The sequence below is a fragment of the Chryseobacterium metallicongregator genome, assembly GCF_031324065.1.
In the GTDB taxonomy this organism is placed as follows: domain Bacteria; phylum Bacteroidota; class Bacteroidia; order Flavobacteriales; family Weeksellaceae; genus Chryseobacterium; species Chryseobacterium metallicongregator.
On the sequence record NZ_JAVIXS010000016.1, the window covers coordinates 13,285 to 35,830 of the forward strand.

The following is a 22,546-nucleotide window of genomic DNA, read 5'->3' on the forward strand; positions in this document are numbered from 1 at the left end:
AGGCTATACAGAAGCTAATGTTGAATGTTCCTGCACAAAATTTTCTAACAGTTCTACCGCTTTATCGTTCCCTCCGGCAAGGGTAAATGTGTTTCGGACTTCCTGAGCTGCAGCTCTGTATTTCGGATTTTCCAATAATTCAAAAACAGTTTCACGAAGAGCATCTACACGAAGTCTTTTGTATCGGATACTGATTCCGCAACCTGCCTGTTCGATCAGTTTTGCAATATGGAAATGATCATAAGCAATAGGAGTGATTAACATCGGTAATCCGTTTCTAAAAGTATCGTTAACGGTATTGAAACCACCATGGCAGATCACCATATCCATTCTCTGCATCACTGCAGATTGAGGCACGAAACTGTTCACAATAAAATTATCCGGCCATTCTTCAAAGATTTCCGGTGGAGTAGCGGCAATCACCGTAACCGGCTGGTCTTTGAATGCAGCGATAATCTTTTCGAAGAAAGCTTTTCTGATATCTACCAGCAGCGTTCCCAATGATACAAATATCTTTGGAGTGGTGGAAGCGTTCAGTTTATCCCAGTCGAATGAGGCATCATTCGGACGGCCTTTTACCGGACCTACGAATTTCATATGGGAAGGAACGGTTTCAAAACCAGCAAAGGCTTGTGAAGTAAAGACCATATTCAATTTATGAGAATGGATGTAAATTCCTTCTTCATGAATGCCTACTTCTTTTTGAAGATCTTTGATTAAGTTCTGCTGCCATTCCCAGATTTTAGGGGCACTTTTTTCTGTATCTCCCATTACATCCGGAGGAACAGGAGTAGTGGTTACACAAGGAATATTATGTTTGTGAGCGAAAAGAGCACCTCCGAATGTAATACAGTCATTCACGATCACATCGGGCATCCAGCTTTCTGTCAGTCTGGTAAGTCCCGGCATCATCATTTTAGCAAAAGGAACATAGGTTTCTTCCAGTGCCAGTTTCATCACTTCAGGTCCGGAACATGCGGGTCCGTCATCCTGTCTTTTTAAAATTCGGGCAATTTCCTCCTGGTAAGGAACAAGATCTTCTTCAGGATAGAAATAAGAACCTCCTTCAGGAATATGTTTGCTGTCTAAAGGCGTAATTCCGAACCATTTTACTTCGTGGCCACGGGCAATTAAACTTGCTCCCACACTTAAAGTAGGGCTCACATGTCCGAAAAACGGGGGAACTACAAATAAAAACTTAGACGGTTTTTCAGGTTTTGAAGCTTTCAATATGGCTTGCTCCAGTAAGTTGGCTGCCGTAGCAGAACCTCCTGCTTCCACAAAAGACTGTCCCACTTTCTGAGCTGCTTCTTTGTAGCTTGGGTTATTCAGAATCTGCTGTACAGCTTCTCTCAGGTGATTTCCTTTAAATCTGTTAAAATTAAGACGTTCACCTGCTTCTGTACGCACAACGCGTCCGGCAACATGAGACTGGTCATAGGCAATCGGGATCACTACCAAAGGAATACCGTGTGATAGTGTTTCGGATACGGTATTGTGACCGCCATGGCAAACCACACCATCAAGATGAGGCAGAAGATCTAGTTGAGGAACCTGTTGATATACCATAAAGTTATCCGGCCACTGTTCGAAAAGCTGCGGATCGGAAACCACTATAACGGTTAAATCTTCATCTTTAAAGGCATCAATTACCTTTTGGAAGAAAGCTTTTTTATGATCATGATCGAAGGTAGTACCGATACTTACCAGAATCTTTTTGTTGTTTTTACTTTTTAACTTTTCCCAGTCGAATTCACATGAAACACGTCTTTCGGTAAGAACGGGACCTGTGAACTGATATTGAGAAGGCAGATTATCCATTTCACCAAAGAAATAATTGGAGGTCAGCACAAGTGTTAAAAGGTCTGAGGTTGCCAGAGAACGCTCTTCCTGAAAGCCCAGTTCTTTCTGTAGGTCAATGATCTGATTTACTTCCCATTCGTGTACTTTTGGAAGCTCATTCATGATTTTAATGGCGGCCGGAGCGGTAACGGAAGTGGCATAAGGGATTCCAAGAGTTTTTGCGGCAACAGGGGCAGCAAATAACTGATGGTCTCCGATAATTAAATCGGGTTGCTCTATTTTTAATAATGAAACAATACCGTTATAGCAATGTCTGTTCAGCGGAATAAGAACCTCTTCGTACAGGAACTTCACACTGTCTATGCCATACACTACTTTTTTGGAAATAATATCGAGATATTGTTCACTTTCTTTCTTTTCTTCGTCGGTCTGATCGTACAGGATCAGTAATAATTTTCCTCCCTCGGGAAGTTTAGCCTCCAATGTTGGGTCAAGGCTGATCCAGGCTACTTCATGTCCTCTTTCCAGCAGGGTAGCACCGATGCTTAAGGTAGGGTTGACATGTCCTGTCAATGGTGGAACTATAAATGCAAATTTAGCCATGGTTTTGTGTTAAAATTTTAGATAAAAATTGAGCGATTGTTTCCGCAATCAGATTGGGTTCCTGGATAGGAATGTTATGATCGCCCTGGATTAATTCAAGTTCAGATCCGCTGATTTGAGACTGAAGCCACTCACCGGTAGGTCTGCAGTTGGAGTCAGCTCCATAAAGCAATAAAGTGGAAGTTTCCAATCCCTTGAAGTCAGCTTCACCAAGGAAATGTTTTTCCCTGATCATATCTGCTTTAATGGTGGTCTGATTAAAGAGAAATTCATACATACGATGGTTCTTTTCCATTTGTCTTTTACCCATCTGCACTTTGGTAGTATCTGTAAAATTGGCTACGTAATGCTCAAGAAATTCTTTGCTGTATTCATCAATGATGTTACGGGCTTTTTCGTCCTGAGGATCCGGAGCTTCCATCACCACGAGCTGATTTACGCGGTCAGGATATTCTAATGCTGTTTTCAGTGCAATAAGACCTCCGAAGCTATAGCCTACAAGGTGTACTTTTTCCAGTTGAAGGTGATCTATTAAACCTATTAAATCGGATGACATGTTGTCAAGATCGTACCCATCCAAAAAGCGTTCACTCATACCGTGACTTTTCAGATCGTACATCACCACATGGAAATGCTTCGCCAGCACAGGGGCAATATTAAAATAATAAATGGACAGGTTACTGAACATACCGTGGATCAGTACCACGGTTTGTTCGGCTCCTTTGTTGAGTTCCTGTATATGAACTTGTCTGTTATTGACAGTGATTATTGGCATTCGTAGATATAATTGATGATCATACTAAGGTCAAGATTGATCAGCTGGTCAAGATCCATAGAAGATAACCAACCTGTAAAGTCGATCTGATCGCCAAAATGCGCCTTGATTTTTTCTGAGAAAGAAACAATCTCGATGCTGTCCATTTCAAGATCTTTGGTGAATGAACTTTCAGGAGTAATATCCATTTCTTCTACAAATTCAGCCCCAATCACTTCAGTAATAAAACCTTTTAATAAAGTAAAAAGTTCTTCGTGGTTCATTTTTAATGTTGCGTTTACAGTGTCCATCCGATAATATAATTTTTATGTTTAATAGTTTTGATTTCAATGTTGTTGATCCACAGGTGATCGTCTTTTATCATTTCGACTTCGAAGACTTTAGGATTTCCTTTCAGTCCTGTTCCCATGAACTTTCCGTAGGCTTCCTTGGCTACCCAGAAACGGGTGGTCCATTCGGCCTGATCTCTGTCTTTTAATAATGCTAATTCTTTGTCGGTAAATACCATTTCATAGAATCCTGAGCTGCGCTCTTCCATCAGTTCCATATCAATTCCTACAGATTTTCCATATCTCGCGATTCCTACGGCTTCTTTGCCTTTATGAGCTAAAGAAATATGAATATCTTCTGTAAAATCACTGATGAGGTAAGGTTTTCCTACTTCATCAGAGCGGATTTCAAACGTGATCGGGAAGCAGGCATGATTTTTTTCCTGACGAAGGAGATTTCTTACAGCATCTTTCACGGCTACACGGCTTACCATCCAGTTTTTCTTCTTGTTGGGTAATAGCTGCTGGTGATACTGTTTTTCCGTTTGGTTGAAATATCTTTTCAGGATAAAATCCCACGAAGCCACTCTGGTATAAGCCTGATGGAAGAAGAATACTTCAGGAGCAATCTCTTCTGAAAGGCGGTTGTGCAGCGGAGACATGGAAACATTCCATAACGGAGCATCAATTTCCAGTCTTCTGTTCTGCCAGCCTGTAATGGCGCACCATACTTTTCCGTCTCTTTTCAGGATGATATCTGCAATGGCGAATTCATCATTAAGCTCCGTCAGCATACAGGTACATTCAAAAATACCTTCCTGATCATGCATATCTCCGAAGAATTCAATATCTCTGATTTTTACAGGGAATGCAATACGGTCTTTCACCAAAGTAAGCTGCAGCCAAAGTCCAAATAACTGTCCTGCATTGTCCAATAAAGAACCTTTACCACCGTTACCTTTTATTTTTCCGATAATTCCTTTGTCTCCAACGGCTGAAACTTCAGTAATTCCCTGGTATTTATCTCCATGGAACATATGCATGTCATAGATTTCTTCAGGGGTTCTTTCGATAGGTAAAAGATTACCGATGGAAAGATTGAAGGCTGGTGTTGGAACTGAAGCGGATTTTAAAATGACTTCTGCGTTCGCAAAGTTTTCAATATCAAGATAAGCGTGATTCGGTGAACGCCATTCTCCTTTTACGGTTTTTTCGAAAGGTTTGGCAACGTTCATCCATTGGAATACACTTACATTCATGATTTTATGAACCAGTGTTCCCGGAATTTCTGCTTCTGCAATTTCTGCGAGCTGCTCAAAGATCATCGTCATCGGAATTACCGGTTCCATATCAGCGACATGAGCCCAACCTTTAGGCTGTCTCAATAAGCTGTGGTCAATCAGATAAGGGTGGCTTTCAAGCGTTACATATAAGTCTTTTGAGAAGTTTGTACTTCTTGGTGCTTTGGGAGCAACAGGAGCAGCAGGACGTTGGATCGTAATCTCCGGACGATTTTGGAATAAAGTCAATACTTCTTCCTGCATACGGATCATATCGGCAACGTTGTCCTGGAATGCCTGTACCAGCGGATGACCGCTTTTGGTGGCCATAGCTGAAGCTGTTGCGGTATATTGTTTTGGGGTCTCAAATGATTGAGCCAACGCTTTCACTTCTTTAAAATTACGGATGATAGGCGAGCCTAACTCCAGTTTAATTCCTTTTCCTGATGCTCTTTTTGTATGATTCTGAATTTCTAAAAAGTCAAGCGCAATGGTTTTCCCTTCTACAAATAATGAAGCAACTACACGTTGTAACTGCGCCAATGCCGAACGGGTAGGAACGCTGGAAGCAATCGTACTGAAGGCTTTTCCTTTTAAGGTATCATCAATAAATCCTATTAATCCTCCTGTACCTACCTGAATGAAAACTCTTGCGCCTTCTTCGTATAATGTATCTGTCAGTTCACGGAAACGAACAGGCTGAACCAAATGCTCTGCACTCAGTTTTCTGATCGCTGCCTGATCTGATGGATAAGGTTCTAAGGTTGTTGCAGACCACAGTGGAATTTTTGTCTGCTGGAACTGCGCTTTTTCCATTCCCGCAAGGATCACATCCAGTTTATCTGCGATAAAAGGAGAGTGGAATCCTGATTGGAAAGGAAGCACCTGATGGAAAATCTGTTTTGCCTTTAATAAAGGAACCAATTCCTCCAAAGCGGCATTGCTTCCGCAAAGAATCACCTGATTAGGGCAGTTGTCATTGGAAACATAAAGGTTTGAAATTTCAGTAATAAAAGGTTTTATCACATCAATTCCGGCTCCTATGGCGATGAACTTGGAATCTTTTAATTCAAATGTTTCAGGGTGGAGCACATCAATTAACGCTTTTACAGAATTGGCTTCCGCTAATTCGGATGAATATCCTGCCAGCCATTCTCCTAAACTGTGTCCCGCGTTCATATCGGGAATAATTCCCAGTTTTTTCAATGAATTATCAAGGATACTGCAGTTGTTGAAAATGTTTAAGGCATCGGTTAAAAGACCTTCACCTTCTGTTTCAATAGGAGCTGTCAATCCAAAATAACGGCTAACCGTCTCCACTTCACCTTTTGCAAGACCATCTAAGCCTGGAAATACAAAGGCTACTTTACCGCCATCTTTTAATAATGGAGTAGAAGTGTACCAGATATCCTGTTTGTTTTTCCAGATGATATTTTTGGAAACAATTTTAATGGCTTTTTCTATTCTTGCAGGCGTTGGATCGAATATCGCTACTCTGAAATCTCCTTCACCAATGGCGGTTTCATTATTTTGTAATGCGGAAAGCAGTTCTTGGTGTGTAGGTCTGGCTAATATCAGTACGTGGTCTTTTTTCGGCATATCATAGCCTTCCAGAACCACGTGTGCGTTAATTCCTCCAAATCCGAAAGCATTTACTGCCGCTACTTTTGGAAGTCCGGTTTTTGACCAGTTTTTTGCTTCCTGTACCGGTTCAAACCTTGTGTTCTGCATATCCGAAGTTGGATTCTCACAATATAAGGTTGGTGGTAAAGTATCATGGTGTAATGCCAGACAGGTTTTGATTAATCCTGCAATTCCGGCTGCCGGCATAGCATGCCCGATATTGGACTTTACAGATCCGATACCCGCTGCCTGAGCATTTTCTTCTTTTCCGAAGAACTGAGCTAAGGTCTGAAGTTCTGTTTTATCTCCAAGAGGTGTTCCTGTGCCATGAGCTTCAAGATATCCCACTTTATTTTTATCTAAATCAGCATTGATCCATGCCTGTTCCAAAGCTTTTAACTGACCTTTCACAGCCGGACTCATTACGCTGGTTCCGGTACCGTCACTGCTTACGCCAACTCCTTTGATTACCGCATAGATTTTATCCTGATCACGAACGGCATCTTCCAATCGTTTTAACACGACAAAACCGCAACCTTCACCAATCAATAGGCCATCAGCATCCATACTGAACGGTTTGATCTGCTGCTGGCGGGACATGGCTCCCAATTGAGCAAAAATACTCCAGAAAGCAGCGTTCTGGCCTGTGTGTACTCCTCCTGCGATCATGATATCGGAACGACCTCTCTGAAGTTCCTGTACAGCATGATCTACAGCAATCAAAGCAGATGCACAAGCGGCATCTACAGTGAATGCGGCTCCTCCTAAATTGAAGCGGTTGGCAACAAGAGAAGCAACGAGATTGGGAATTAATCCCATGGCGGTATCGGCTGCAAAACGTCCTTTACGCTGTTGGAAAGCATGTTTTACTTTTTCAATGTCTGCAGAAGAAACATGAGGCAGTAATTCCTGCAGTAACGAAGAAATCTGTTCTCCGGTTCTTACAATTTCAATAGCGCGGGTGGCTCCTGGACCGGTATAATTCCCTTTACCGATGATGATTCCCGTTTTTTCAAGAGAAATGTTCTTTTGAAATACGCCGGCATCTTCCAGGGCTTTCTGCACCAGATCAAGGGTAAGCAAATGGTCAGGTTCCGTTCCTTCAACGGCTAATGGCAAGATACCAAATGCTGTAGGATCGAAAGTATAATCAGGGATAAATCCTCCACGCTGACAGTAAAAACGGTCAACGGGACTTGTGGCATCACTGAAATGAACAGGATCTATCCGGTCTGCCGGAGCGAGCTCGGTAGAATCGACTTTATTGACAATATTCTGCCAAAAAGTGTTGGCATCCTGTGCCCCGGGAAAGACACAGGATAGACCAATTACAGCAACATCTGTTTTTTTCATATTGAGTTTATGCAGTGTTTTACCAATTATTTCCTGACATGATCAGCACCTGGCTTTCCGTTCCGTATTTGATTTCGTTAAGGAAGATTTCTTTCCCTTCATCCAATGGAATCATAGAAATACCTCTGCGTTCATATTCTGATTCAAGGGTGGAAGAAACCATTCCGGCACCTTTCCAAGGTCCCCAGTTGATAGAGATCACTTTTCCTTTTAATCTTTTATTTAAAGCATTGGCGTAATCATCCAGTACACTGTTGGCCGCAGCATAATCTGTCTGACCTTTGTTGCCGTATACGGAAGCAATACTTGAGAATAATACGACGAACTGGCAGTCTGTACGAAGCTGTTCAGCTAATACGCGAAGGGGTTTCACTTTGGTATCAAATACACGTCCGAAAGAGCTTGTCGTCTTTTGTTTGAATAGTTTATCTTCTAAAAGACCTGCTCCATGGATGACTCCGTCAAGGCGGTTATATTTTTCATAGATAATGCTGATCAGATTACTTAATCCTTCTTCGTCGCAAAGGTCTAATGATTGGTAAATAATGGTATTTCCAAGGTTTTCCATATCACGGATGGTACGCAGAATCTGATTGTTTTTGAAAATCTTCGTTGTTTCTTTTTCTATTTCTGCCGGAGATGTGAATTGACCTGACTTGATTAAGAAGCTTCTGATTTCTTCTTTGGTTTTCATTCCTTCAAAGTCTTTCGCAGAAAGTTCATTTCTTGGGTCAGCTGATCTTCCTACCAGAATGTAAGTACAAGGATAGGCCTGAGACATATGCTTCACCAATTCAGCCGTGATTCCCTGTGCTCCTCCCAATACCAGAACCACAGATTTTTTATCCAATTGAATATGCGCTTCATTCAGACTTGTTGATAATGGAGAAGGGATAATATCTACTTTGTGTCGCTGGTCATTTTTGTAAATGATTTCGGCAGGTTTATCGTTGGTTAAAATCTCTTTTAAAGTAATCTCAGCAATCTGATCTACTTCCTGAGGAGTACTTAGGCTGATCAGTCTGCAAGTTGTATTGTCAAATTCTCTTGCTAAACTTTTGAAAAGTCCCGGATATCCCTGGTGGTGGCGTAATACGCTTACATCAGAGATTTCCTGAAGATGTGCAGGAATATCAGAGATCAGATATACCCATTTTGCTTTATCAAAATCCAGTTTTTTGATCAGATCCACATGGTCGATAATGCTTGGTTTATCAGTTGTTGAGAATAGGTCCAGCATAATTAATCCCTCAATATTTGAAAGATCTTTTTCTGAGTCTACCAATTCTACGATGGCTCCATGTTTTTCCAGTGCTTCCCTGATCGCTGAGGTTTGCTTGCTGTCATCCTGAGTGATGGCAAAACGTTTTCCCTGCAATACTTCTGTATTTTGTACTAAAGAAGCATCGGTTGGAGTAATATCAAAGCGAAGTCGGGATAATACATTTTGAGTTGGCTCTGCAATGTCTGTTGCTTTCACTTCCTGAGCTGCTTCGTTGGTTTCTCCATTCATTTCGCTGATCCAGCTTGCCAGACCGCGAAGGGTTTTAATGGCAGCCAGTTTTTCCATAACATCATCTGCCTGTTCAAGGTTTTGGCCAAAACCAATTTTGGTTTTAAGATCACCGATGATTTCCATACGTTTAATGGAATCAATACTCAGGTCAGCTTCCAGATCAAGATCAAGACCTAACATTTCTTTTGGATAACCAGTTTTCTCACTTACAATATTCAAAATGGCATTTTGAAGATCTTCAAGAGAGAATGCCGGCTGAGCCTGTGATTTTGAAACTGATGATTCAGCTGCTGTTCCGTTTTTTTCTATGGCAGCTGTTGTATCTGCTCCTGAGAATTCTGTAAGCCATGAAACAAGTCCACTTAGCGTTTTTATTCCGGCTAATTGTTCCATAACGGTATCTTCACTGGTGTTTCCGTTGCCCAGAGTTCCCAATTCGTTACGAAGTGTTCCGATAATTTCTACTCTTTTAATAGAGTCAATACTTAAATCAGCTTCAAGATCCATTTCCATACCCAGCATTTCCTGTGGATATCCTGTTTTGTCACTTACCACCTGAAGTAATAAGGATTTGATATCTCTTGACGGAGCTTGTTTTACAGGAGCTACAGCTACAGGTTTTTCCTGATGAACAGGCTGGACCGGAATGGCTGATACAGGCTGATGTGCAGGAGTTGGTATTGGTGAATTGTATACAGGAGCAGGGAATGCCTGAGGATTCTGTCCCATAAAGGAAAGCATCACATCACGCTGTGCCTGTATCATTAATTTCATGCTGTTTAAATATTCCTGCAGCATACGTTCAGCAGTAGACTGAGCTTCAGTTGCAGGTGCCTGTGGATTATTAGTAAAATTGTTCATGGGAATAGGGTTTATTAGTGGTAAAGCACCATTAGATGGCAGATTACCAGTAGTTGGATGGGCAGTTTGCCCGTTAACACGCCAGATAGCAGGGCTTTTCTTGTAAAGCTCAGGTTGGTTGATATCAATAACCTTAACGCTTCTGCCATCAAAAAGTTTATTAATATTGAAGCTGCGGCCTGTTCCTAAATATTGAGCCAGCATACAAAGCAGATGACTGAATTTATTACGGCTGTTGTCTTCAACGTATAAGGTCAGCTGATCTTTTTCCAGGCAGGATTTGGTGAGTCCGGTAAGAACTTTTCCTGGTCCTACTTCGATGAATATTCTTGCACCATCATTGTACATGGCTTGAAGCTGTTCTACAAATCTCACCGGATATACAAGATGATCAGTAAGTCTTTCTTTTATTTCTGATGGATTTGAAGGGTATACTTCTGCTGTAGTATTAGACCACACAGGGATCTGCATTTCCTGGAAAGGAACATCTTTTAATACTTCAGCATATAAATCTTTGGATTTTGCCAATAATGGACTGTGGAAAGCACATGCTACTTCCAGTTTTTTAGCAGAAATACCTTCCTGTTTAAGAACTTCCAGTAATTTATTAATCGCTTCTGTACTTCCTGCAATGACACATTGGGTTGGAGCGTTGAAGTTCACAGGGTAGCATCCTTCTACTTTAGCAATAATAGGCTGTAAACGTTCTGCTGTAGCACTTGCAGCCAGCATTGAACCAGGATCTCCACCTTCCACTGAATTTAAAATAGACTGCGCTCTCTGAACACTTAAGTCAACCAGTTTATCTTCTCCAAATACTCCGGCAAAGCATAAAGCTGGTATTTCACCATAGCTGTGGCCTGCCAGCATATCCGGAATAATACCCAATGATTCTAAGAATTTAGCCAGTGCAAGGTCTACAATTCCTAAAAGGGGTTGTGCTAAACGGGTATCTTTAATGGTTTCTTTTTGTTGTTTTAAATCAGCCTCATTAAAGGTCTTAGATGGGAAAACGACTTTTTCAAGTTCAGGATACTCATCAATAATCTTACGCATAGCAGGGAAAACAACGAATAAGTCACGAGCCATATTGATTCTCTGGCTGCCTTGTCCAGGGAATGTGAACGCTACTTTACCTTCTTTTTTATTTACGGTAAAAGTATCTTTTGTCTCAATCCCTAGCAGTACTAGCTCGAGCTTCATCATCAAGTCTTCAACTGTATCGGCTACAATGCTGAACTGAATTGGTTTTTCCGAACTGATGCTTAAGCTATAAGCAATATCTTTTAATGGAATACCATCATTAATTTCTAATAAAGCCTTAATCTGGCCCGACTGTCCTTTGGCTTCTTCATACGTATCTCCACGGAAAACAAATAGTTCCGAAGGCCACGACTGCATTGCGATTGAATTATCCTGCTTAGGATGGTTGGCAATAACCGTATGGAAGTTCGTTCCTCCAAATCCGAAAGCACTGATTCCTGCATAACGGTTCTTCTCGCTCCATAGTCCGCTTTCTGCATGGAAAGCAAATGGGCTGGTTTCTGCATTATAATAAGCATTAGGCTGCTGAAGATGAAGGGTAGGTGGTTTTACCCCGTGATATACAGCCAGGGAAGCTTTGATTAATCCTGCTAATCCAGCGGCACACTTGGTATGTCCGATCTGTGTTTTTACAGAACCTAAATGAGTCTGCCCGGGTAAAGCTCCTGAACGGATGAATAAATTAGTTAAGGCACTTAATTCTGTTTTGTCCCCTACAACGGTTCCAGTACCGTGAGCTTCCACTAAACCTACAGAAGCAGCACTGATACCAGCCTGGGAATAAGCACGTTCTAATGCTCTTACCTGGCCTATTTGTCTAGGAGCAGTCAATCCCAAAGCTTTTCCGTCACTGGATCCACCAACTCCTTTGATTATTGAATAGATACGGTCACCATCGCGTACAGCGTCTTCATATCTTTTTAAAACAAGAATGGCAATACCTTCTCCAAGGGCAATACCGTCTGCCTCACCATCGAAGGTAGCACATCTTCCTTTTCTGGATAAAGCATGCGTACTGGAGAACATCAGGTAATCATTGATTCCGTTGTGTAAATCGGCTCCTCCGGCAAGAACCATATCCGATTTACCTAATACAAGTTCCTGGCAAGCCAGATCAATAGCGGCCAAAGAAGAAGCGCAAGCTGCATCTACGGTAAAGTTTCTGCCTCCAAGATCCAGTCGGTTGGTAATTCTACCCGCGATAACATTGGCAAGAATACCCGGGAATGAGTCTTCTGTGGTATGCGGGAAGGCTTCTTTTACTTCTTCATGAAGTTCTCCGAAAACCTGTTTATAGTATCCTCTGAAACTATAGCTGTTGGCAAGATCATTACCTCCTTCAGCTCCGATAATTACAGAGATATTTTCTCTATTGATGTGTTTTTCACCATATCCTGCATCTTCCATGGCGCGTTTTGCGACCAATAAGGTCAACAATTGTGTAGGTTCAATTGCTGCAAGGGACTGTGGCGGAATTCCGAATGCCAGTGGATCGAAATCAATTTTAGGAATAAATCCTCCCCATTTGGAGTGGGATACATCCGATTCGTTGGAATCCGGTTTGTAATACAATTCTTTATTCCATCTTTCATCCGGTACTTCGGTAACACTGTCTTTTCCTAAAATAATATTTCTCCAGTATTCATCGAGGTTTTTAGCACCAGGGAAAATACATTCCATTCCTACGATGGCGATGTCCAGAGGTTTTTCTACAGAAACGGGTTCTTCCGGCAATGCTGCTTCCTGAATGTGTTCGTAATTATCTACCACACTCTGATGAAGTGCAGCTAATGAGATCACGCGGTTATGCATCGTAGCTACCTGTCCGATCATGTACATTCCTAAGTCCAGCTGGTCATCTTTAGGAATGTTGACCAGTTTGTCGCCCTGACGTTCTATACCTTTAGCCGCAATACGTAAACGGCCTATATTTAATTTTTCAAGCTGTTCCCAGACTTGTTTCTTATCCATTCCGGCAGCAAGAAGTTTTGCTTTTTCTGTATTGAAATGGTGGGCAAATGCAGTGTTTAAACAACGTGTTTCATGTCCTGGAGCTGTTTCCAGTAAAACGGTATCTTTTGCCTGCATAGCCTGAGACTGGAATTCTTCCTGAATAGCTCCGGTTTGTACAGCCTCATGAGTATACAGATAAGCAGTACCCATCAATACTCCAATTTTTACTCCTCTTGCAGCCAATGGTGCAGCCATAATGGAAACAAATGCCGTTGAAAATGCATTATGAATTCCTCCTGCAAAAAAGACACTGATGTTTTCAGGATGGTCTTCTTTTAAAATACGTTCAATTTGCTTTTCCCAAAGTACTGTACTTGAAAGTGGTCCTACGTGTCCTCCGCATTCACGTCCTTCGAAAATGAAGTTTTTAGCGCCTTCTTTCAGGAAAATATCCAGAAGAGCAGGGGAAGGAACATGTAAGAATGATTTTATTCCGGCCTTTTCAAATACTTTGGCCTGGGCAGGTCTTCCTCCGGCAATTAAAACTACGGGAGGTTTTGCTTCTAATATATAGGATGTCTGTTCATCTCTTAATTCCTGTGGTGCGAATCCTAAAATTCCTACACCCCATGTTTTTTCACCAGCAAGTTTTTTGGTATCCATTACCAAAGACTTCGCGGATTCTCCTTTTAATAATGACAAAGCAACAAAAGGTAAAGCTCCGGCATCTGCAACTGCATTGGCAAATGAAGGGACATCACTTACACGGGTCATTGGTCCCTGAGCAATAGGGTATTGTAATCCCAATTCCTGAGCTAAAGAGTTACCTTTATCAATGACATTCAGTGCTTTTGCCTGCTTCAGGTGTCCATACATGGCTTCTTTAAATCCGAAAATCAGTTTTTTCAGTGTTTTGAAGTCTTCATACAGGTCAATTGCAAGGGATATGTCTTGTCCCATTGGGATATAACATGTGCTAAGGTCAAAACCTGTAAAATATTGTTTCAGCTCTTCAGCGGTTACGTTTTCAGGTAAAGCTGGTGAATTGGGTCTTACCAATACACGGTGGTTCGCGATCACCTTAGTTTCTGTACCATTCAGTTTTGAGCATACTTCTTTCAGGTCCTTGGGAACTGAACTTTCCGGGAACAATGCCAGCTGGCTGTCCAGTATAACTCCGGTTGCTCCCAAAGCTTTTGCTGCGGCTGCGGTATGAAGACCTATTCCTCCCTGTACCCACACCGGAATGCTCTGGATTTCTTTGATCACACGCTGGAATAATACAAACGTGGATTCATAGCCTACTAATCCGCCAGCTTCATTTCCTTTGATAATAATTCCTTGTGCTCCCGCCTGTTCAGCTTGTCTTGCTTCTTCTAAACTGGTTACCTGATAAATAACAGGTACATTGAGTGGCTTAGACATTCCGAATGGTAGGATCGCAAATCGTACTTTTTCCGGAATTTGAAGAGTCGTGAAATTGTCGTTAGAAAAATAAATACCATACGATGGTACGTCTATCTGGTCAAGTTGATGTAACGCTTCCTGGGCTTTCGCTAGCTCATTTCCTAAACTTAGAACGGGAAGTGCACCCGCCTGGTGCAGTTTAGATATAAGGTTAACGTCCGGCTTTTCAAAAGGCGTCAGTCCAATAATGGTTAATTTTTTCATGGCGTGTTAATTGAATTATTGAATGATAGCAAGAGTTCCATAACAGAATGCAAGGTCTTTCGATCGTAAGACCATTACTCTTTGCTACGATATAGTAAAAATTGTTTTTATTAAATCGTTAACAATAGGTATTGTTTTGTGGTAATTATTTAATAATCTATCGGTATGGGATAGATTTTGGGTTGTAGTAGTTATATCCGGCTTTTCAAAAGACATCAGCCTGATTTTGGTCAAGTTTTTCATAGCATTTACGGTATAGAAATGATTAATGATATCTCATAGCAAAACATCAATGTTATTCGTATAAATAACAATTTTCTGTTATGAGGAAATAAAAATAATAAAACTATAATATATCTTCAATAATACACGCTATTTGATAATGATTTTTTAATATGAAAATATCAATTGTTCAAATGCTATTAAAGTATATTTATTGTTTCCTTATTCTTAGAAACATGGCCGGTACAATCTTATAAATTTTAACTATAAATAGTTATAGTTAAAAAAATGTTAAGCAAATATAGGAATAAAAAATAAAATATTTCAAAAACAAGAGATTTGTTTTTAGGTATATTACAAAAAGATAATATACAATGAATAAGGTTCTAAAATGTAAGAATTACCTTTATCAATCTGATAAAATGGCAAGGCGAATTTAAATAAAATTAATCAATATATTGTGATTTAATTTGAATTATTTGTGAATTTTTTCTATCTTTTTGATAAATAAATAGATAGGTATTTTTAAGAATAAATTAATATTATTTCGAAATTCATAAAAACAGTAATGTTAATAAAATAATGAAATGAGATTTATGACTTTTTCCTCTTCTTCAAAATAAAGAAAAAGATAGGTTTTCGGTGAATCGTTAAGAAATATTTAAATTTCTGTTTAAAATTAACTGTCATTTGCCTGCATGGTAATAGAAGTAATTCTTAATAAAGGAAATAATCATGTAAGTGTTGGTTTAATTTTTATCATGTGTTTGTATTTTATCTTGGTGTGAGAATTATAAAGATGAATTTTCTTTCTGTAAAAGTATATTATTCAATCATGTTTTAAAAAAATATCCTGTAGATATAAGCCGTTGAGATAATATAATAATACTACTTAAGTGTAGGCGGCAAGATATAATTGTGTAGATGTTAAATTGTTGAAAAAGTGAAGTTTGGAAAATAAAAAAATCCGTTGAAATATTTTATTTCAACGGATTTGTATTGTTTAATTTTTGTTGTTAGTCTGTATTAAAAGAATTAATTGAGATTGATATTCTTTTATTGAATTCATTGTTCTTGAACCTTTAATAGGGTTAAAAAATACTTAATCCGTACTGCTTCGCCAGATCTAAAATCATATGATATCCGGCAAGAGAATTTCCGTGTTGATCTAAAGCAGGGCTGAATACCCCGATTCCTATTTTTCCCGGAACACTTACTGTAATTCCTCCTCCAACACCGGATTTGCTTGGTAAACCAACCGTTCTGGAATATTCCCCACTGAACTCATACATTCCGGCAGTAAGCATTTGTGATTCTACTAATTTTGCCATATCTGCGTTTTTATAGGTGGAATCTCCGTCAAATCTTACACACTGGTTGGCAAAGAAGTATCCTATTTTTGCGAGATCTTCAGCAGTAAGTTCAATAGAGCATTGTTTGAAATAGTTGTCCAGCTGGTCTTCATTTCCTGAAATCAGTCCGCTGTTTTTCATGATGTAAAACATTCCACGGTTGCGGTGTCCTGTTGATTTTTCCGATTCGTAAACCGATTTATTGTAATCTATGGATGGGTTTTTGGTAATATACCTTACCATATCCAGTATTTTAAGGAATGGCTTCTCACCATCTCCTGAGATCAGTGAAGTGGTAAGAATAGCTCCGGCATTCATCATTGGATTAAGCGGTTTCCCTGTAGTTTCAAGGTTTGAAAAATGGTTGAAGGGTTTGTCTGATCCAAAGTATCCCATTTTATCAAAAATATGAGTTTCTCCTTTTTCATTTACAGCTACCATTAAGGATATAATTTTGGAAATGCTTTGCATGGTAAATTTTTTGCTTACATCACCGGTATTGAATACTTTCCCATTTTTATCAACCACTGAAAAAGCAATTGCTTTAGCATCCATTTTCCCTAGTTCAGGAATGTAATCTGCTACTTTTCCCTGAGCATAATAAGCTCTGTTTTTTTCCAGAATGGTATTTAATGTTTTTTCTGAAAGGGTCGAGATATCTGCTGCCTTCTGTGCGTAAACGATTGTGTTTAAGGAAAGAAAAGCTGCAGTACAGATTCCTTTGGCAGAAAATAAAAAGTTTTTGTTTCTCATATAGGAGTTGTTGAATATAATGTTTATGATAAGCCTTGAAAAACAAAGATAAATTATTTTAATCTTGTCGGCAATTCTAATGATTATCCTTACCGATATTGATATAGGTATGGATGGGAAAAGCTTATAGATGAAGATTAAATTGTTGAAATACACATAGTTTTTTTAAGAATTAAGAAATAGGTAAAAAGCTTGTTATTTTATCTGTTTTGAATGTGATTAATTTTAATAAAAATTAATATTATTTAGTAAAAAATAAATTAAATTGAATTTTGTCTATTGATTTTGGGATTTGTTGATTTGAAATTTAGGATTTTATTTGATTGAAAATGCCTTGGTAACCCCGAAATTAAAAAAAAGATGATTTTTTTTATATAACTAATAGGTTGGTGAAATAACATATAAGTATGAATTTATATATATTGTTGAAATTCAAATGTGAAATAATGTTATTTTTTCACGATTAAATGATTTTTGTATTATTATTTTTATTAATTTGACAAAAAATTAATAACACTTTTTTAATAACTATGAAAAACAACACCTATTTTGGTAGGCAGCACATCTTCAGATGGCTCCTGCTATGTTGGCTTCTGGTACCCTGGGTACTGCAAGCTCAAGCTCGAATTACATGGACCGCTCAGGTCGGATGCCAGGAATTCCGTGGCGAAAAAGAAGGTCAGATCCCTGACAACGGAATCGCTTATTCCTACATCAACTCATCTCAATGTCTCCGTGTCTGTGAGCAATCAACTGTAAAATACGAGATTCAGGGACCGAATGTTTCCAATGTCCAATGGACGGTTTCAGGAGGTACTGCAGCTATTTCAGGACCTGCGAATACCATAGCGAATGTAAGCTGGGGAGCAGCGGGGAACGGATCTTTACAGGCGGTTATCACCTATAATGACGGAACTGTTGAAACCCAGACCATTTGTATCGAAAAGATTAACAGACCGATTGCTAAATTCGAAATGTTAAACCTGGCTGATACTGTATGTAGAAATACGACGATCTATTTCGATAATCTTTCTGAACAGAACGGTGGATCGGATATCATTAACTACTTCTGGGACTTTGGCGATGGTACAACTTCTACCGCTTTTGAGCCGTCTCATTTGTATGCTAATCCCGGAAACTATACGATCACTCTGACGGTAACCAACAAGTGTGGCTGCCAGGATAAAATTAAAAAACAGATCAAGGTATTAAAAGCTGATCCTGTACAGATTAACTGTGCTTCCGTAGTATGTGAAGGCAGTACTGAAAAATACAATGTACAGGATGGATGCAACAAAGGACAATGGAAAGTTATCGGAGGATCAATTGTCAACAATAACGGTAACGAAATTGAAGTGGTTTGGGATCAGGTAGATCCGTCTGACGGCTTTGGATATGTAATGTACATGTCAGAATGTGCTTGTCCTGAGTGGACGACAATTAAAATTCCTGTAGTTTTAAAAAATGCAAAAATTAAAGGACAGGAAGTGATATGTACTGGCAGACAGTATACCTATTCAATTCCTCAGTGGCCAACAACCAAAGTTAACTGGAATGTTTCTGGTCCTGCGGGAGGTCTGTTGACGAATACTCAACAGAGAAATGAAATTGTTTTCTCCGCAAATCAGCCAGGGACTTATCATCTTACGGCTAATTATTTCAATACTTTATTGACATGTGAAGGACAGGCTTCTATAGATATCATAGTAGAGGCTCCTGTATTGGTAAGTGGAGGTGTGGATGAAATCTGCGCCGGAACAAGCCAGGGATTTACGGCTTCTCCTAACGTACCGGTGATCTGGAAAGTAACAACCGGAGCATCTACCTATACTTCGCCACCAATGACGGGAATATTCAACTACAACTTTGCAACGGCAGGAACATATACTGTGACGGCTACCAAGCAAGGTGGAGGTTGTGAAAGCAATGGAAGAATTATTAAGGTATTACCAATTCCACAGGCACCTAACGGAACCATTTCCGGAGAAACAAAAGTGTGTCCAGGAAAACCTTATGTTTATACCATCAGTACAGTGGATCCAGGAATGGTACCAGTTTGGAGTGTTACCAACGGAACTATTCAGGGAAGTAACGCAGGACAATCTGTTACGGTGATATTTAATGCTGGTGCTTCATCATATACAGTGTCTGCACAGAATAAATCGATCAGCAGTGCAGCATGTCTTTCAGCTCCAAAATCATTCAATGTAACGAAGCTGGATCTTAGCACGATTGTTATTAATCCAAACTCAGGACCTTTCTGTCCCAGTAGTACTCAAACTTTCAGTGCAAACCTCAACGGTATTGTTCCGGATTTTATGGAATGGTCATTTGCCAGTTCAAACTTCGGAAGTGTAGTGGGAGGACAAGGTACAGCTAATATTACGGTAAACTTCAATGAAATTTCTTCAACAAATACTACCAATCTGATCTTGAAAGTAGTAAAATGTGGAGTGACGAAAATCATCACTATGCCGGTATCTTTAATAACGCTTCCGGTAGTAAGCTTTACCAATGTTGGTGGAATTTGTTTAGGATCAAATCTTACTTTTACAGTAAATCAGGGAACTATTACTTCAGCCACAAGTGTTACTTTCACTTTTGCTGGCGGAACGTTTACGACAGCCTTTAATCCGGCTGGAATTTATAGCTTCCCGAATAACGGATATATTCAGAATAATTCAGGAAACAATGTTTCTCACACAGTTACTGTAACTTATGCAGGTACTAACGGATGTAACTATAAACCTACAGCAAGTGCTAACTTTATTGTATATCCTGAAACCATTATTACTGTTTCTCCGGTATATAATATTGCAGTTTGTGATCCTACCACAATGACACCGTATACTATTACGGCTAACAGCTCTACAGGACTTACCAATATCATGTCCTGGCAGTGGTATAAAAATAATGGTATTATACCAGGTGCAACTACAAACTCGTTTACGATTTCAGGAGCAGGTGCTTTTGGAACATATAGAGTACAGGCTGTAGACATTAACGGTTGTGTGGTTTCTTCACAGAATATTAATGTGACTCAGTCTTGTCCGAGCAGTGGAAGTTGTACAGCAAATCCTCAGATTAACTTTGTTCCGGCATGGTCTGCTTGTAACAATATTACGGTTTCTGGTTTAACATACAATGGAACTCCGGATGAAATCCAATGGTTGTCAGATCCTATGCTTACTTTGGTTTCCGGTCAGGGAACTGCTTCACCGGTATATCAGACTAATCTTGCAGGAGCACATCTTGTTTTTGTACGTCTGAGATACGGATCATGCTGGTACAGCAAAGGGGTAGAAGTGAGAAAGAATTATGAACCTAAATTCAATATCAGTACAGTATGTAGTGGAAATGGTTATAGTGTAACACTTTTCAATACTTCTACAATATTTGAAATCAATCCGGCGTCTATTACTTACACATTCACTTCGCCGGGACAGCCTACTCAAACAGGGCAGTCAGCTACTTATAATCTTGCACCAGGGATTTATACCTTTACAATGACGGTGTCTGCACCAGGGAAGCCAATATGTACCACTACGCAGACTATTACATTAGCTCCGATCCCTGATACCTCTTTCTTGGTTCCTGCCTGGTTATGTGCACGTTCGCCTATAACGTTCAGTCCAATAAATTATGTTCCCGGAAATACCTACACATGGATTTTTGATGGTACATCTTATATTACGACAGGATCAGGTGCTACAATAACGTACAATACAGCAGGAACAAAAACAATTCAGTTGAAAATTAAAACTCCTATGGGATGTGAATATCTTTCTCCTGTAATTGGTGTTGATGTAAAAGAGGCCACTCTCGATGGAGATTTGGCGCCTCCTACACTTGTTGCTTGTATAGGAAGTGCTCCTAATATTATATTCAGCAGTACACTAGGGTCTCCTACTCAGTATATCTGGATGAATGGTTCTCAACCTGTTTCAGGAGCACCAAACTCTCCTGTATTCACACCAACACAATCAGGTAACTACTGGCCTGTGCTGGTATCATCAGACGGATGTACAACAAGTATTATGAGTACTAAAGCAATACCGGTAACGCTTAAAAATCCTCCATATGTTAACATATCAGGAACAGCGAATATCTGCGAAGGATCTTCAACAGTACTTACAGGTATTGTAACAGATAATACACTAGAATATCAGTGGAAAAAAGGAAATTCTGTGATTGTACCATGGGCTTCTTCTCCTTATCCTATTGCTATAAGTACAGGACCATTATCTGCTGGTACTTATGTGTATACGCTGGAAGTAAGAACTCCGGGTACCTCAGGATGTACAAGCAGCAAAAGCTTTACAGTTACTGTAAATAGTCCACCGGCACCGATTTCAGTAACTTATAATATGGTAAACTGCCAGCCTTATCAGGTGATGTTGACAGCATCTGGACCGTCTGCAGGAGTTTATAACTGGAGCAACGGGATGACAGGGCAATCTATTACAGTGAATGAAGGTGGTGCTTATCAGGTTATTTATACGGCACCAAGTGGATGTAAAGTTGTAGGTAATACACAGGTTCCATTAAGCCTTGAAAGCCTGATGTGGGTATTCCCAACGGGATGCTATGATGAATGTCTTAGAAAGAATTATGTTTTAGGACCAAAAGGAGTCTTCGATCATCATGATTGGCTGTTGTTTGGAAACAGCATCCAGAGCGGAAACAATAATTATATCTATCCGCTGTATATCAATGTTGCAGGGACCTATCAGCTGCAAATCGATCATCTGGGATGTCAGTTTACTTCCGGAACCATGAATTACTATCCAGGTAAAGAATGTGGATTCGAAACAGAATGTAAACTGGAAGCAGATATCAAAAATATGAAATGGGTTGGTGACCATTATAATGTGTATGGAGTAATCTTCAATACCGGAAGCCAGCCGATAAGTCTTACCGTTTCAAGTCTTAATGGATTTGGAATTTATCTTCCATCTATTATTACGATTCCGGCAGGCGGGGTGTATGATATGAACGCTAATCCATTGGCATTCTATCCAAACTCAGGCTTCCAGGGTACAGATGAGATTTTATTCTCTAATGAGACATGTAAGTTTACTACCAAAGCGGTGGATCCAAACTGGATGGGTATGAAAAGTGCAGAAAGAAGTGTAATAGCGACTTCAGTTTCTTCTCTGAAAATGATCCCAAATCCTGCTAAGGAAAAAGTGAAAATCTCGTATAATACGGGCAATGAAAAATTACAGGCAAAACAGGTTACAGTTTTTGATGCCATGGGCAATGTCAAATTCCGTAAGGAACTGAAAACGGCTTCCGGAGAGGTAGATGTGGATGTTACCAGCTGGTTGCAGGGTGTTTATATTGTTATCGTACAAACGGGAGACACCTCATTACAAGGAAAACTAATTAAAAATTAGTAGCTTATAAAGCAGTGTTCTCTTCGGAGAGCACTGTTTTTTATAGGATGTGATAATTAAATGAATTTT

At 39.8% G+C, this 22,546-nt stretch carries 7 protein-coding genes; 1 reads left to right on the forward strand and 6 read right to left on the reverse strand.

Going from position 1 to position 22,546, the window contains the following annotated elements; all coding sequences use genetic code 11:
• Nucleotides 1-3 precede the first annotated feature (3 nt).
• The 6 genes from REB14_RS16780 to glsA all read right to left on the reverse strand — a co-directional run bounded on the left by REB14_RS16780 (nucleotide 4) and on the right by glsA (nucleotide 17,078).
• Nucleotides 4-2,406 carry a glycosyltransferase gene (locus tag REB14_RS16780; RefSeq protein WP_309522755.1) on the reverse strand — a complete coding sequence of 801 codons (2,403 nt, stop codon included), beginning with the start codon at nucleotides 2,404-2,406 and terminating at the stop codon, nucleotides 4-6.
• A complete protein-coding gene (locus tag REB14_RS16785; protein ID WP_309522756.1) occupies nucleotides 2,399-3,181 on the reverse strand; it encodes an alpha/beta fold hydrolase in 783 nt (260 codons plus the stop codon). The genes REB14_RS16780 and REB14_RS16785 overlap by 8 nt, the downstream gene beginning before the upstream one ends.
• Nucleotides 3,172-3,471 carry an acyl carrier protein gene (locus REB14_RS16790; protein ID WP_002977699.1) on the reverse strand — a complete coding sequence of 100 codons (300 nt, stop codon included), beginning with the start codon at nucleotides 3,469-3,471 and terminating at the stop codon, nucleotides 3,172-3,174. Before REB14_RS16790 ends, REB14_RS16785 begins: the two co-directional genes overlap by 10 nt.
• Entirely contained in the window at nucleotides 3,459-7,706 is a 4,248-nt protein-coding gene (locus tag REB14_RS16795) for a beta-ketoacyl synthase N-terminal-like domain-containing protein (protein ID WP_309522757.1), read from the reverse strand. The genes REB14_RS16790 and REB14_RS16795 overlap by 13 nt, the downstream gene beginning before the upstream one ends.
• 19 nt (nucleotides 7,707-7,725) lie before the next feature.
• Nucleotides 7,726-14,751: an SDR family NAD(P)-dependent oxidoreductase gene (locus tag REB14_RS16800; RefSeq protein WP_309522758.1), complete on the reverse strand. Its 7,026-nt coding sequence runs from the start codon at nucleotides 14,749-14,751 to the stop codon at nucleotides 7,726-7,728.
• Nucleotides 14,752-16,064: 1,313 nt separating this feature from the next.
• Nucleotides 16,065-17,078: a glutaminase A gene (gene glsA / locus REB14_RS16805; protein ID WP_099049852.1), complete on the reverse strand. Its 1,014-nt coding sequence runs from the start codon at nucleotides 17,076-17,078 to the stop codon at nucleotides 16,065-16,067.
• A gap of 530 nt (nucleotides 17,079-17,608) precedes the next feature.
• Here glsA and REB14_RS16810 point away from each other — a divergent pair.
• Entirely contained in the window at nucleotides 17,609-22,477 is a 4,869-nt protein-coding gene (locus REB14_RS16810; RefSeq protein ID WP_309522759.1) for a PKD domain-containing protein, read from the forward strand.
• Nucleotides 22,478-22,546 lie beyond the last annotated feature (69 nt).